Origin of the sequence: Paenibacillus lautus NBRC 15380 (assembly GCF_004000945.1) — a bacterium.
Taxonomy (GTDB): Bacteria; Bacillota; Bacilli; order Paenibacillales; family Paenibacillaceae; genus Paenibacillus_AQ; species Paenibacillus_AQ lautus.
In genome coordinates, this window is sequence record NZ_BIMF01000012.1 from 96,523 (window position 1) to 111,112 (window position 14,590).

Genomic DNA, 14,590 nt, shown 5'->3' on the forward strand with positions numbered 1-14,590 from the left:
ATTTAACGCGCTTCGGTAAATTCCAGCCAATCCAGCTCGATTCGGCCCTTATTCACCATCAACACCAGATCCACAGGGCCTTCCTCAATCGGCATAGCCTCAGCCAACCTATGGACGTCCCACTGTCCTTCGCCAGAGTCAGACAAGGAGATAAGCTCAGGCTCCCGGTCCCCGATCTGGAGCATGATATCCACCGTTCCCTCGGGAATCAGGGCCCGAATGTCTAGATGAAAGACATCTACAGAATCGCAAAGTGCATCATATGCAAGCCAATCGCCCTCCCGGAGCTGAACGCATACCAGGTTATCCTCTATCCATGGCTTGCCGCCTTCCGGAGCGTAGCTTGGTTTCTCCGCCTTGCCCGTAATCATCCGCATCGGAACGCCGTCAGAAATCCGGAAGCCGATACCCTGGCTGGCCTTCGTTTCAATATGATAAGAAATGCCCTCGCCCCGATATCCGTAAAACTCTGCCGGGATCTGAATGGGCAGCCGGCGCAGCAGCGACCGGGATACATTCGGGTAAGCATCGCAGGCTGCCAGCGGAAGACGGTCCAGGTATTCGTCAAGAATCGCTTCGGCTTCGGCTGAAGACGGCTTCTCACCGCCTTCCAGGTAACCCGTCAGCTTCTCCCAGCCTTCCGGCATGCGGATCGAGAACGGCGAATTCTGGGTGTTCATCTTCTTCCAGGTCCAGAAGTTCCAGGATATGTTGTGGTCCTCGAACATCCGGAAGGCCCCCGTATACCACTGCGGGTTGTTCTCCCCGCCTTCTCCCATAAAGATCGGCACATTCCACTCCTCGCGCAGATCGATATACTTCTGAATGCTCTCCGTGTCGGGATTGTTCCAATACTTATGGAACTGCAGCATCAGGTTATCATCGAATGTATCGTTGAAAATGCTCCAGTCCGTAGACCAGTGCACGCCTTCCAGAATGATCATGTGCCGCTTGTCCACTTCGCGTATAGCCGCGGTGATTTCCTTATACAGCGGCATCACCCGGTCATTATACTTGCTGAACCAGTCAGGCAGCGGTTCGTTAAGCAGGTCGTAACCGGCAACGATCCACTCGTCTTTATATCGTTCCGCCAGCAAACGCCACAGCGCCACGGTCCGCTCCGCGTTCAGTCGATCCGTGAACAGCTCCGGCAAATCCCGCTCGGAATCGTCGATATTGGCGCCGGTCTGTCCGCCGGGCGCGCCATGCAAATCCAGAATAACATACAGCGAATACGTCCTGCACCAATCGATTACCTGATCGATGAGCTTCAAATGTCCTTCGTGGTACACAAAGGGTGGCTGCTGCCCTTCCTCCATCATAAACCTGGCATTGATCGGTACCCGAATGGAGTTAAAGCCCTCGGCAGCGATCTGCCGGATGTCGGCCTCTGCGATATACCGCTCGTAATAGGTCTCCCAGAACACGGACGCCTTCTCCTCGCCGATCAGATCCCTGATCATGCCCTCGATGCGCCGCGGGCGGTCCCCCTGCTCCGGCATTTTCCACATGTATCCTTCCGGCAGCAGCCAGCTGCCAAGTCCGACTCCCTGCAGCAGAATTTCCTGCCCGTCCCCATTCACCACGCGTTTGCCGTCCGCCTTAACAAAACCGTTTACCAAAGGATTTCTGCTATCATTCATATTGGCATTCCCTCGCTTCCATGTCTGTAACGAATGTAATTGACCTGTCCATACCAACGACGACATGCGTCCCACAGGCCAAACATCAAACAAAATATAACATGCCATGCCGGGCAATAAGCCTCATTCCGAAAATCAGGGAACCATTCTGAAATATCGGCCACCGGCCAAAAGAAAAAGGCGCTCTCCTCTTATCGAGGATAACGCCTTTCCCGTCTACCAAGATTATGATGATACCTCCGTAACCGGCTTGGCCGGAACTGAAGGACTTGATGATTTACCCTTCCGCAAGCTGCCCGGCAGTTTACCGAAGAAGATCCAGGTCCAGCCTCCCAGACGGCTCATGCTGTAGACCACTATATAAGAAACCGCCACCGCGCTGACAAGACCGCCGGCATACCACGCGAGCAGCAGCCAGGAGTTCTCCGTCTGTGGAGGAAAATCCCGGTAGAGGAGGAGCACCAGCGGATGCACTAGATAAACGCCGAAGGAATACACCCCGAGCCGCCGGAACCCGTTCAACCACCAAACTCTCTTATTCCCGAAGAACAGCGCGACCTGAAGCATGACCAGGGCGGTGGTTAACGTATGCACATTCCAAAAAGCATCGTAGAGCAGCGGATGATATTCCGTCCCCAGCAGCCGCTGATTGTATCGAAGACCGATATGCACCAGCGCGGCGCCCAGCCATACCGCCCAGAGCGAGATCCAGCCCAGCTTGCGCAGCGCCGGTCTTGCAGCATGCTGCGCTGATGTCAGCCAATCCTTGACCCGGTCATAATAAATGCCAGTCCATCCTCCGAGAAAATAATACGACAGAAACGACAGCGACCAGCTGTTTCGGTTCGTTACGTCCCACCAGGCATCATTGCCGAAATAGAAGAGCCACTGCAATGCAATGCCCACCAGCACGCAGACCGCCGCGAAGCCGCGGAATCGCTTCAGCAGCATCAGCACGAGCGGGAACAGCACGTAGAACTGAATGTTAATGAAGATGAAATATAAGTGCGTGTAGGATTTTCCCGTTGCCAGCTTGGGCCAGAAGCTCTCCAGCATCGCCGCCAGATCGGTCTCGCCCCCGCGATGATACCAGGCCACCGTAAAGAACAAAACCGAGAACAGCAAATACGGCACCAGGATATACATCAGCCGGTTTTTGAAGAACCGCGCAAGGTCACGGCCCTTGAACGGACGGTGATAATAATTATAGAACAGCACAAAGCTGCTCAGAAATATAAAGGTCGTCGTTCCCACCTTCGAAAATATGTTCAGGAAGTTATACAAGCCAAAAAAATCGTCCCCGCGCATCTGAACTGTGGCGAACGACGTTGCATGCACCATCAGCACGCCCATCATCGCAAAGCCCCGAACCAGGTCGATTTCGGTTAATTTTGCACGTTTCTCCATGTTGCCTCCTCCATATGATTACGCCCCCTATTATATCTCACTCCCCACCGCTTGGATACTAAATTTTCCTAAAAGTGGCATGGAACAAGCTCCCTTTGCCATACCAGTGTAAAAAGGGCCTGGCACCCAAACAGGACAATAGCTTACATGCATGCAGGCGTCCAATTCGAAGTGAATAGGAGGGGATTTCTACTGATTGAATTTAGCCGCGTCAATAAATTTTTCGGAACCTTCCATGTTCTGAAAGAAATCGACCTGACCATTTCCCAGGGGGAAGTCGTTGTCATCGTTGGACCTTCCGGCTCCGGTAAAAGCACGCTGCTGCGGTGCATCAATCGGCTCGAAAGCATTACGGATGGGGAGCTTGTCGTGAATGGCGTCAAGCTGCATGAAAGAAAGATCGACATCAATGCATTCAGGCGGAATATCGGGATGGTCTTCCAGCATTTCAACCTGTACCCGCACAAAAAAGTGATCGACAACATTATTCTCGCCCCCATGAAGGTTCTGGGGATGTCCAAAGCGGAGGCGACGGAAAAAGCGATGACGTACCTGCAGCGGGTCGGCATCGCGGACAAAGCGGACAGCTATCCATCCCAGCTCTCGGGCGGCCAGCAGCAGCGGGTTGCGATTGCCCGCGGATTGACCATGAACCCGAAGATTATGCTGTTTGATGAACCGACGTCCGCACTCGACCCGGAGATGATCGGCGAAGTGCTCGACGTCATGCGCTCACTCGCCCACCAAGGCATGACCATGGCCGTGGTTACCCATGAGATGGGCTTCGCCCGCGAAGCCGCGGATCGAATCGTCTTTATGGACGAAGGCCGGATTATCGAGGATGCGCCCGCCTCCGAGTTTTTCAATCAGCCGCGGGAAGAAAGAGCACGGGCCTTCCTGAGCCGTCTGCTGCATCACTAACCCGGACTTGGTGCGTAGGGGCGGGAAGGATTGAATTTCCGCAATGCTGCTCTTCAGGGGCTTGCTCATGAAGAGAAAATATACTTTTTAGGGGGAACTGGGGATATGAAAAGAAGATTTACGAGGACCTTCAGGTGGAGCGCGGCCTTGTTAGCGTTAGTGATCATGCTGATCGCATCCGGATGCGGGGGTTCCGGCAATACGGACACCCTCGAGGCGATTAAGAAACGGGGTAAGCTTGTAGCCGGCGTAAAATATGATACAAAGCTGTTTGGACTGCAGGATCCTGCCACCGGCAATGTGGAGGGTTTCGATATCGACATCGCCAAAGCGCTGGCCAAAAAGATTCTCGGTGACGAGACCAAGGTCGAGCTGAAGGAAGTTACCTCCAAAACCCGGATCGACATGCTGAAGAACGGGGACATCGACATCATTATCGCCACGATGACCATAACGGAGGAGCGCAAGGAGCAGGTGGACTTCAGCGATGTGTATTTTGAGGCCGGCCAATCGCTGCTGGTGAAGAAGGGAAGCCCGATCACGGGTCTGGAAAGCCTGAACAAAGATACGAAGGTGCTCACGGTAAAAGGCTCCACATCCGCGCAAAATATCCGCGAGAAAGCGCCCGACGCAGTCATTCTCGAATTCGAGAATTATCAGGACGCCTTCACCGCACTCAAGGCGGGACAGGGGGACGCCCTGACCACCGACAATTCCATCCTCCTCGGCATGCAGCAGCAGGACCCGAGCTTTGAGCTGGTCGGCGGCAACTTTACGGATGAACCATACGGCATGGCCATCAAAAAAGGAAATCCGGAGTTTGTGAAAACCGTCAACGAGCTGTTGAAGGAGCTGAAGGATAGCGGCGAATACGACAAACTGTATGAGCAATGGATGGGCGTGAAACCGGAATAACTGCAAGCATGTAATGGTCGGGCCGGGCCTAAGGCGTCATGGCTCCAATCAGGTTCCTCCCTTTTACCCGGGCGGGACTGCCTGGCTGCTTTCGACCGGCTAAACGACCATCATCCCTCATTGGAGGTGAAGCATTGTGACCTTGTGGGATTTCAACATTCTGACCCAGCATTGGGATCAATTCATGGCTGGCCTGGGCCAGACCATTCTCGCCAGCCTGCTTGGGCTGATCGGCAGCTTGGTGCTGGGCACCTTGATCGCCATCTTGCGGATTGCCCCATTCCGCATATTAAAAACCATCGGCGCCATCTATGTAGAGTTTATCCGTAACATTCCGCTCCTGGTGGTTGTCTTTTTCTTTTTCCTGGGCCTGCCCTCTCTCGGCATACCGGTTGATCCGTTCACCTCGGGTACGCTTGGGCTGATGGTGTATACGGCTGCCTTCATTGCCGAAGCCATTCGGGCGGGGATCCAGGCGGTACCCTCCGGACAGTCGGAGGCGGCTCGCTCCTCCGGGCTGAGTTATATCCAGAACATGCGCTACATCATTCTTCCGCAGGCGATCAAAATCGTACTGCCGGCCATCGGCAACCAATTGATCAATTTGGTCAAGAACTCCTCGGTCCTGGGCGTTATCGCCGGACTCGACCTGATGTATTACGCCGATCTGATTAACCTGAGCACCTTCAAAGGCATTCCCGTCTATACGTTTGTAGCCCTGTTCTACCTGCTCCTGACCATACCGCTCAGCCTGGCCGTCCATTACATGGAACGCCGCTTTGCGAGAAGCAATTGACGTTAACACGAAGTTTGCCTAATAAACAGGAGGTGGCATGAGATGGATTTTATCGGTGCATACTCCTGGCCGAATCTGCGATATCTCCTTCAAGGCTTTTGGATCACGGTGCAGGTTGCCGGCTTATCCATTGTATTCAGCTTCATCATTGGAACCGTGCTCGGGACCGTGAGGTATACGAAAACCCCCTTCCTGTCGAGGACGACGGCCATATTGGTGGATATTATCCGCAATTTGCCGCTGCTGCTGATCATTTTCTTCATCGGGATGGTTCTGCCCCAGACCGGGATTCGTATTCCCACCTTCTGGGCGGCCGTCGTCGGCCTGAGCATTTTTGAAGGAGCCATGATCGCCGAAATTATCCGCAGCGGCCTCGTATCGGTGGATAAAGGCCAGATCGAAGCGGCCCGGGCCTCCGGTCTCTCTTATATGCAGACACTGCGGCACGTGATTCTCCCGCTGGCGCTGCGCCGGATGTCCCCACCCATGGTGAGCCAGTTCATCTCGCTCATTAAGGACACATCGCTCGCCGTGATCATTTCACTGCCTGAGCTGATGCGCAACGTGCAAATTCTTAGCGGTTCCAGCTATGCCTATGTTATTCCTGCCCTTGTTTTTGCGTCCTTGCTGTACTTCACGCTGAATTATCTTCTGTCCATTATCGCCAAACGGCTGGAAGCAAGACAGATCTAATCTGGTCTGCTGTTCCCGCTCCTGTCCTGGACTACTAACCATTATCGTGAAAAAAACAACGGCCCACCATACGCGTTTACGTCCATGCTCCGCAGCCATTTTGGCTTGCGGGGTATTTGCGCTTCTGCAGCACCTGCGAATTCTAAAACCCAAGCTCCCCGCACCTGCAGCCATATGGGCATCGGATTTATTTCCAAGTACGCTGCAACAATGGCAAACCCCTCCTCGTCTAAATACATAATCATCCCGAAAGGAGACGCCGATATGAAAAAAGGCTTTCTCGCCATGATCGCTCTTTCCCTTACTGTCGGATTATGGCTTGGCGCAGATCACTCCACGGTATCCGCCTTGTCATGCGCGGAGCCTCGAAAGGTTACCGAAGAGTTAAACACCTCGGACGCGGTATTCAGGGGCACGTTGGCCTCGTCCAATCCTAAAGCCGATATATCCAAAAGCAAATATGTATTCCAGGTTTCCGAGTGGTGGAAGGGGGAATCGGATTCACCAACCGTCACCCTTTATTCCAATGGCTGGGAATCCTTTGAAACAGGCAAGGAATATATCGTGTTCGCCGAGAAAAGCGGGGAAAAGCTGAAACCCCATCTATGCGGAAATACCGGTCCCTCCTCATCCGTTGACGTGACTTCGCTGGGGGAAGGCATCCAGCCTGAGAAGCCGACTCGGTCAGCCGAAAGCCCAAAGTCCGGCGTTATCCTGGCGGGTTTGATTGAGCTTGTTCGCTACCTGCTAGGGAAATATTAATCCCTTCCCAGCCTTCTCAGGAAATGTTGGCTGTTCAGCGTTGCCTGAAAGTACCTGCCCGCTCGCGCGAAAAAAATACAACCATTCTCCTTGTCATACGTATACAACGTATAAGAACTGCGTTTAGACGACAGGAGGATGAGAAATGATCAAAAGATTATTGTTAATTTCACTTGTTCTGGGAGTTCTCTCCGGCTGTTCCTTGGTGGACAGCGTGAACAATTCCTTGGATTATACGAAAGAAGCCACCACTTTTATAAATGAAACATCCCAATTTGCCGAGTCCATTCCGGAGCTTGCCCAACAGGCCGCCACGAATACAGATGCCAAGGAAACGCTGACCCAAGAACTCGAAGCAATGAAAACCCGGATCTCGGAGTTTAATGGCATCGAAGCCCCTGCTTTTGCGCAGACCATCCATGAACAGCTGGTCGCTTTAAACGACACGCTGCTGACCGACATCAACGGCTATATGGATCAAATCCAGAACGGAGTGACCGACTTCCAGAATTCCAACATCGTTCAAACCATCAATAAAATTAACGAAACGATGGATATGCTCCAAAATCTTCAGCCGTAATCAGGCAAACCCTTGCCGACAACATAGCAGCCCTGCTCTTCATGAGCGGGGCTGCTATGTTTGTCTTCGCTATGTATGTATTCCTCATTTAAAAAAGGATTCCAGGTTGGCGGTAAGCGTCTGCTTTACGACATATCGCGTTCCGTCTTCGCTAGGCGCCATAATCCAGTATGTCCCTTGATAGCCCGCTTCATCCTTCGGGTCCCAAGCCACAATGAATTGCCATGCGTCGCCAAAGCGTTCATTATATTCTTCTCTATAACTCGCGGCCATATTCTCCCGCGGGACCGATTCGATTGAAATATGCTGCACGCTTTCAAAAGACTTCATCCATTCCGTAAATTCCACCATGTCCCGGGCGTACTGACCTGAAAAGTACCCCTCACCTCCGCCCGACATCGCGTAAAAGGTTTCCGTATCCTCCGTCTGCGCTGCCTGATACAGCAGGGAAACGGTCTGCACCGGGTTCCATACAGGCTTTTTCGCTTTCGCGGCAAGAAATGCCCTGTCTCCAGCTGTATGCTGGATCTCTATAGCGATAAGTTCTTCCATCGTCGCCTCTCTTCCAAGCTCGTAGGCTCCGGGGTAGATCGTGGATTGCTCCACAACTTTAAGTCCATCCGTGAACGCCGTCACAAACCACAGATTCTGATCGCCCTGACTGAGCTCCTCCAGCACAATCTCGGCTTGGCTGCCGTACGTAAGAGATAACAACTGACGGCTTTCCCGATCCAGCCCCTCTCGATTAAAAAGCTTGAATCGTTCCGGTCTCACTTCACGCTTGCCGGCCTCTTCGAATAACACCTCCAGCTTGGCAGGGGACATACGGACGCTCGGAATGTCAGCATGACGGAAATACGTGGCGAAATCGTTAGCCTGAAGCGCCTCATACATGTCGAGAACCGCTTCAATCGGATTGTGGTTGGACTCCCCCTCCGACGGCTCCGATTCTTGCTTAGCCTGGTGATTGCTTTGATCTTCCGGCTGGAATGCCGTACGCAAACTTTCCGTTGCTGCTGCCGGCATTTCCGATTGATTCCCGGCTTCTCCTGCACTCGGCGCGGCGGCAGTCGATCTATTTTGCTGTATGGATCCCGGCACCTCCTTCGTGCATGCGACCATTAGCATAATCGTCATGACAGTCAGAACCAGGATCTGTCCGGATCGCTGATACGGCTGCTTCCTCGTCTTCATTTCGTTCACCCCCATATAACGAGTACAAATGTATTTTAGGATTGGCGCTGCACCGATCTCTTTATATTCATCATCGTCATAATAGAGAGGAATGTTTATCATTGCGGATGAAAAAAGCTCCCGCCAGATCTAAAGACCTGTTGCGGGAGCTCCTTCTCATATCATGCATTAATTAAATTGATTATAGCTTACAAATTCCAATACTGGCTTGCGATAGCCCCGGGGACGAGGCTTTCTTACATCCTCCTTGCCGATCGCGATCAGCATGGCGGGCACATAAGAGTCCGGAATGCTCAGATCCTTCTGCAGGACCTCGGGATCAAATCCGATCATCGGGCAGGTATCCCATCCCTTGTCCTTGGCCACCATCATCATTAACATGGCGGATAGACTGGCATTCCGGATGGCTTCATCCCTCATAAAGGATTCTCCACCTGCTTCATAAAAGTTCTTCACTGATTCAACCGTCATGTCATATTCGAGCTTGTCGATCACGCCTAAATTCAGAAAGCCCTCATTCATTCTCCCGATATCCTGGTAGGCCTGCTTATTCCCCAGCACCACGATGACGGCCGACGCGGTGAGTATCTTATGCTGCTTGTTGGCGGCTTCGTAAACCTTGTGCTTGATATCGGGATCCTTCACTACAACATAGTGCGTATGCTGCAAATTAAAAGCCGAAGGAGCATATTTAACTTCATTAAATATATCATTCAAATCCTGATCCGGGATTTCAATCCCTTCCATAAACAGATTAGCCGATCTCCGGCTCTTAATTAATGTTGTCAGATCACTCATATCTGCACGCCCCCATCATCGATTAGTTAGAGATTACCGCATCCAGTGAATACGCGCCTGCACCCGTGAGTGCCAGTGCAACGGCCACTGCGATCAACAGCAAATTATACTCGTATCCATTCGCTGTGGACCAATACCCGTTCCGGCCATGCACCTTCACGATGGCGCCCAGCATCGTCAGCGTGATCAACGCGGCGCCGAGCACCGTGAGAAATCCGGCCGCCAGCAGCAGCCCGCCAACCAGCTCCATCAAACCTGACAACACCGCGATCGCGACCCCAGGCTTAATGCCAACCGATTCCATCCAGCCGCCCGTGCCTTTCGGCCCGTAACCACCAAACCATCCAAACAGCTTCTGTGCGCCGTGCGCCATGAACGACAACCCAACCACCAAACGAAGTATCAACAATCCAATATCTATAGCCATTTTGTACGCCTCCATATTCATGTTCATTATTTATAGAAATTCATCGACCCTGTTCATTAATATCTTTATATAAAGATATATAGGTGTAGAATGATTAACCCGCTTTACTTCGCTAACGTTTATGCACTTTATACTTACTCCTTTCAATCGACTAACTTTTATATAGTCGCTTAACTTAATATCAAGATATATGAAATACATCCTCCTGTCAACCGTTATTTTAAACGCCAATACAAAAAGCGTGCAGACGGTAGTCTGCACGCATAACTCATGATTCATCGTGTAAAGTCATTCGGCCAGTTTCTTGATTTCATTGTCGGTCAGCGCCTTGTTATACATCCGCACCTCATCCAAGCTCCCGTTAAAATATGGGTCGGCCGCAAAGCGGCTTTTACCTAAATAAGCTTCCGTTGTCAGCAGTTCATTCGGATTCAGCTTCATATGATCTCCGGCGGCCACGACTTGACCGTTCACGTACAATTTGCCCGTATCCCCCTGAAGGGTCACGGCTACATGCGTCCATGCATTCACCGGAAGCGGCGCGTTGCTAAGGAGGCTCTGGTCTCCGCCATTATCGTGAATCGTAAACTGGAGGACGCCGGCGTGCTGGGATGGCGTCAGGAACATATGCCTGGCGAGCCCGCTGCCGGCATCCAGTACTCGCTGCCATGGTGCTCCACCCTTCCAATATACCCAAGCAGCAAAGGTAAAGTCCTCTGTATCCGTAACCCGATTCGGCAGTTCAATATAGCCGTCCGAGCCGTTAAAGTCCATTCCGCCTCCCTGCCAGCTCTTCTCATTCCACTGGACTCCACCAAGAACCTTCCCATGAAATCCGTTATCCGAGGTGTCGAACACCGTGCCTTCTTTATCCTCGCTGAACGGATAGTTCAGCAGCACTGGCCCTGCCGACTGCTGCAGCACGGTCACGTCAAAGGTTTTGGAAGTTTTCGCTTTGCCTTTCGTAATCTGGGCGATCAGCGTAACCTTCGCGTCCCCCGCCCCGGCCGCAGGACGATTCAGCTTACCCTCCGTCGATATGACCTCGGGATGAGAGGAGGTCCAGCGAATGACGGCACCGCCGGAAGCTTCGGACGGCAAAGCCAGATCGTAGAAAATTCCGCTCACATCCCCGAGGGACAGGTCCTTCTTCACGGCATCCACGAGTTCCCTGTCGCTGCGATCAAGCTGACGCGCACCCCACACCGCTGTACCGTCCGCCGAAAGGGCTGTAAAGGTCATCACCTGCCGCTTCGCCTCCGGGTCCCACTGCAGAGTCAGTACGCCTTTATAACTCTTCCCATCCAGATTAAGCGTTACATCCCGCTTTCCGCTGATCTTCCATGTCCCGGATGCCCCACCCGTCACTTTACCGTTCTTATGAAGCTCAATCGGCACCGATTCTTTCATGGCGGATGATATATCTTTACCGTGTTGAATCAGCTTGTAGTCTCCAGCCGCATCATTCGGCGTAATTTTCTTGGATTCCTTGGCCTCCTCGCCCGCATAGCGGTATGGAGCCGATACCGGCCAGCCGTCCTGGTTCATATACAATTCATGCACCCGGATTTCATGCTCTTCTCCCCGCTGCGGGAAGCGGCTGTGAAAGATAAGAAATGTTCTTCCGCTCTGCTCATCATAATAGACGGAGTTATGGCCCGGCGATACGGCCCCGGTGCCGATCCCCGTTCCCGGATCACCGATCATACGCTTAAACAAATAGTTCCCCATCAGCTTTACGCCATACGGCTCAATCGACCGGTCATCAAAAAGCGGAAGGGCCGGATCGGCCTTCACCTCTGTCATATCGTTGCCCTCCGCATCGTAGAAAGGACCATCCGGATTTTTGGAGCGGACGACCCGCATATTGTAGCCGCCAACTGCATCCAATCCTCCGTAGGACAGATACAGGTAATAATAGTCCGTGGCCGGGTTATACAGCATGTAAGGCCCTTCGATCCGGCTGTGATTCCCCCCCAGCAGCTTCTTGCCGTATCCTTGCCCAGGCAGCGGTTTTCCGGTCTTGGGATCCATCTCCATAATGAAAATGCCGCCGGAATAGGAGCCGTATACCATCCACAGCTTGCCGTTCTTATCAAAGAACACATCCGGATCGACGACATTCGGGTGCTTCGTTGCATCATAGATGGTTCCATCTTCACTGATCTCGTCCCACATGCCGGATTTCAGAATGATGCCGGTATCCTTATACGGGCCTTCGATCTGATCGGCAACGGCGATCCCCATGGCGGATCGAGGGGAATCCCCTTTGCAGGCGTTATAGTACATATAGAATTTACCATCTGCCAGCTGAATCACGTCGGCCGCCCACAACGTATCGCTTTGCGCCCATTCCAGCGTTTCTTTCAGCTCTTCCGTTACGTTCGGAATCAGTGGATTGCCGGTTGCGACTCCGGACGCGACCATATCCCAGCTCATCAGGCCCTTCGATTTGGCCGCAGCCAGATGGGAACCGAACACATAGTATGTATCTCCTGTTTTGATTACGGACGGATCGTGCACGGAAGCCTCCCGGAATACCGGTGCCTTCTCCCCCTTCTTCAGCGGGGCTGCCTCCGCGTAAACGTCCGGACCGCTTGATGCGGGCCCTTGGCCTGCAGTGCCTAAGCCCCCAGCCATTAAAACTGCGGCTATCCCTGCCGCAGCTGTCTTACGCAGCATGCTCTTGTTCATACGATTCTCCCTTCGATTCGCTCTTTTTTGTAAACCCTTTCATAAATAAAAAACAAGATGTCAATTACGATAAAACCTCTGGTTATTTAATTTATAATAATATAAAATGTTTTATATTTGATAAGATATTAACACTGCTCAACATAAAATATCAATGCGAATTCTTATCATTTTTTGCTATAAATCAATTATTGGTAGGAAAGTCCTAAAAACCCCCGATCCAATACGGATCGAGGGTTTATTTTATATTTACATGAAGTTAAACAGCATAATGTTTTAATATGTCCACCAGTTACCCGACATGACGATCATCGAGAACAGCTTAATGCTTTCCTCATAATATCCCTCTGCAGATGCGTTCGCCGTGTAATTCCATACCGAATTCAGCCAGCTCTGGTGGCTGGACGAAGTCATCGCACTTACGCCAAAAGGAGCATAGAACGCCCCACTGTTATATGTCACCAGCACGGTGCCGTTCAGGTTATACCCTGCCTTGACGTTGGCTGGATTACTGCTTGTGGCTGATTTAATGAATGTGTTCATCTTGTTCAATTGATTCAGCGCGCGCGTATCGCCGGTCATCAGATAGTCCGTCGTAATCCGCCAAGGAGTCCGGGACGAATTGTAATAGTATTTTCCATCATTCGCCCCTTCCAGGAATCCCCCTTCCGCAGGCTGATAATTGCTGCCCGACATGACGACAAAATCCGGAAGCAAGCCGGTATTGGAGCTGTAGCCGTTATAAATGGAGTTGATGATGGTATAGGTTTTGTTAATGACGTTATCCCAACGGGCATCGCTGGTAGCCGCACGGAATGCCTTCATATGGTTCAGCATGAAATCCGATGGCCGCGTGGCGGTGTCGAAAATGCCGCTGGTTGCCCAATCGCCTAGTCGCAGTGTCCACTGCGACTGATTCACGTCATTGCTCATGATCGCATTGATCATATCCTTAGCTGCCTGGAGGTAATTAATCGATCCGCTGCTTCCCCACTGCTTGTCCGCCAGCAGGAGTGCGTAAGCAATGTCCATATCGCCGTCCGTTGCCGAATTGGCTCCCCCTATATTCTGAAAGCTGCTGTTCTGCTTCCAAGCCATCAGATACGGATTGTTATTACTCGGATGCGCCTTGTAATAGCGATAAAGTCCGTCGAAATACGACTGGGAATTACTGTCGTATCCCGCCATCAGAACGGTGAAGAGCATCCCGTAGCCATGAGCCTCGGACACCGTCTCGCCCGCCGAATTGTATTTTACGTAATATTGCCCTGTCGCTGCAGGCTTCAAGAAAGACCCTTTCCAGCTGTTCCATTTGCTCTTGACCGCATTGTCCATCGCGGACTGAGTCACATTGTTTGGTTTAATCGAACCGCTCGTATACGACGTATGTTGGGGAAACGGCTTGTTGGCCGCCAGAGACAATCCGGCTGGCAAGATCAGTAGAACAGCACAGAACAACACAGCCGACTTACGGATGATCGAATTTCGGAATACTTTCATCACGCTTCGCTCCTTTGTTTTTCGAATTGGAAAGCCATTACCACTACAGTCTGGTAAACCGGTTTCGAATAAACCACCACCCTTCCAATGATCGATGGAAACGAGGGAACTGCTGCTTGTATGTATGAATAGATAGATATGTAACTGTCTCCATATAAAATGAGATATTATCCATATCTACTACGAGTATAATAGAATTGTATATTATTGTAAATTATTAGTTTCGCAGGCAGGATTCGTCTACAAGCAAAATAGCCGCC

At 51.7% G+C, this 14,590-nt stretch carries 13 protein-coding genes; 6 read left to right on the plus strand and 7 right to left on the minus strand.

The genetic code is table 11. The annotated features are described in order from the left end of the window. Nucleotides 1-2 precede the first annotated feature (2 nt). The gene (locus PLA01S_RS20255) at nucleotides 3-1,643 is read right to left on the minus strand and encodes a glycoside hydrolase family 5 protein (RefSeq protein WP_127593760.1); all 1,641 of its coding nucleotides are present in this window, start codon (nucleotides 1,641-1,643) and stop codon (nucleotides 3-5) included. Nucleotides 1,644-1,868: 225 nt separating this feature from the next. Beyond that, nucleotides 1,869-3,050 (minus strand): acyltransferase, encoded by a 1,182-nt coding sequence (locus tag PLA01S_RS20260; RefSeq protein WP_127593761.1) that lies wholly within the window; start codon nucleotides 3,048-3,050, stop codon nucleotides 1,869-1,871. A 147-nt stretch (nucleotides 3,051-3,197) separates the two neighbouring features. Here PLA01S_RS20260 and PLA01S_RS20265 point away from each other — a divergent pair, with 147 nt between their 5' ends. The 6 genes from PLA01S_RS20265 to PLA01S_RS20290 all read left to right on the plus strand — a co-directional run bounded on the left by PLA01S_RS20265 (nucleotide 3,198) and on the right by PLA01S_RS20290 (nucleotide 7,717). Beyond that, nucleotides 3,198-3,971 (plus strand): amino acid ABC transporter ATP-binding protein, encoded by a 774-nt coding sequence (locus PLA01S_RS20265; RefSeq protein WP_127593762.1) that lies wholly within the window; start codon nucleotides 3,198-3,200, stop codon nucleotides 3,969-3,971. Nucleotides 3,972-4,076: 105 nt separating this feature from the next. Then, the gene (locus PLA01S_RS20270) at nucleotides 4,077-4,886 is read left to right on the plus strand and encodes an ABC transporter substrate-binding protein (RefSeq protein WP_127593763.1); all 810 of its coding nucleotides are present in this window, start codon (nucleotides 4,077-4,079) and stop codon (nucleotides 4,884-4,886) included. 142 nt (nucleotides 4,887-5,028) lie between these two features. Then, nucleotides 5,029-5,682 carry an amino acid ABC transporter permease gene (locus tag PLA01S_RS20275; RefSeq protein WP_164817482.1) on the plus strand — a complete coding sequence of 218 codons (654 nt, stop codon included), beginning with the start codon at nucleotides 5,029-5,031 and terminating at the stop codon, nucleotides 5,680-5,682. Between the two features lie 42 nt (nucleotides 5,683-5,724). Then, entirely contained in the window at nucleotides 5,725-6,375 is a 651-nt protein-coding gene (locus PLA01S_RS20280; protein WP_127593765.1) for an amino acid ABC transporter permease, read from the plus strand. A 264-nt stretch (nucleotides 6,376-6,639) separates the two neighbouring features. Then, nucleotides 6,640-7,137 (plus strand): hypothetical protein, encoded by a 498-nt coding sequence (locus tag PLA01S_RS20285; protein ID WP_127593766.1) that lies wholly within the window; start codon nucleotides 6,640-6,642, stop codon nucleotides 7,135-7,137. Nucleotides 7,138-7,282: 145 nt separating this feature from the next. Further along, nucleotides 7,283-7,717: a DUF6376 family protein gene (locus PLA01S_RS20290; RefSeq protein ID WP_127593767.1), complete on the plus strand. Its 435-nt coding sequence runs from the start codon at nucleotides 7,283-7,285 to the stop codon at nucleotides 7,715-7,717. A gap of 84 nt (nucleotides 7,718-7,801) precedes the next feature. On the opposite strand, the gene PLA01S_RS20295 is transcribed toward PLA01S_RS20290, so the two are convergent. From PLA01S_RS20295 to PLA01S_RS20315, 5 genes are all read right to left on the minus strand, one after another. Next, nucleotides 7,802-8,911, minus strand: coding sequence for a hypothetical protein (locus PLA01S_RS20295; protein WP_246059705.1), 1,110 nt, complete (start codon nucleotides 8,909-8,911; stop codon nucleotides 7,802-7,804). Between the two features lie 168 nt (nucleotides 8,912-9,079). After that, nucleotides 9,080-9,709: a nitroreductase family protein gene (locus PLA01S_RS20300; protein WP_127593769.1), complete on the minus strand. Its 630-nt coding sequence runs from the start codon at nucleotides 9,707-9,709 to the stop codon at nucleotides 9,080-9,082. A gap of 22 nt (nucleotides 9,710-9,731) precedes the next feature. Next, the gene (locus PLA01S_RS20305) at nucleotides 9,732-10,136 is read right to left on the minus strand and encodes a DoxX family protein (RefSeq protein WP_127593770.1); all 405 of its coding nucleotides are present in this window, start codon (nucleotides 10,134-10,136) and stop codon (nucleotides 9,732-9,734) included. Between the two features lie 288 nt (nucleotides 10,137-10,424). After that, nucleotides 10,425-12,830: an arabinan endo-1,5-alpha-L-arabinosidase AbnB gene (gene abnB / locus PLA01S_RS20310; protein WP_127593771.1), complete on the minus strand. Its 2,406-nt coding sequence runs from the start codon at nucleotides 12,828-12,830 to the stop codon at nucleotides 10,425-10,427. A gap of 276 nt (nucleotides 12,831-13,106) precedes the next feature. Further along, nucleotides 13,107-14,330 (minus strand): family 8 glycosyl hydrolase, encoded by a 1,224-nt coding sequence (locus tag PLA01S_RS20315; RefSeq protein WP_127593772.1) that lies wholly within the window; start codon nucleotides 14,328-14,330, stop codon nucleotides 13,107-13,109. Between the last annotated feature and the right edge of the window lie 260 nt (nucleotides 14,331-14,590).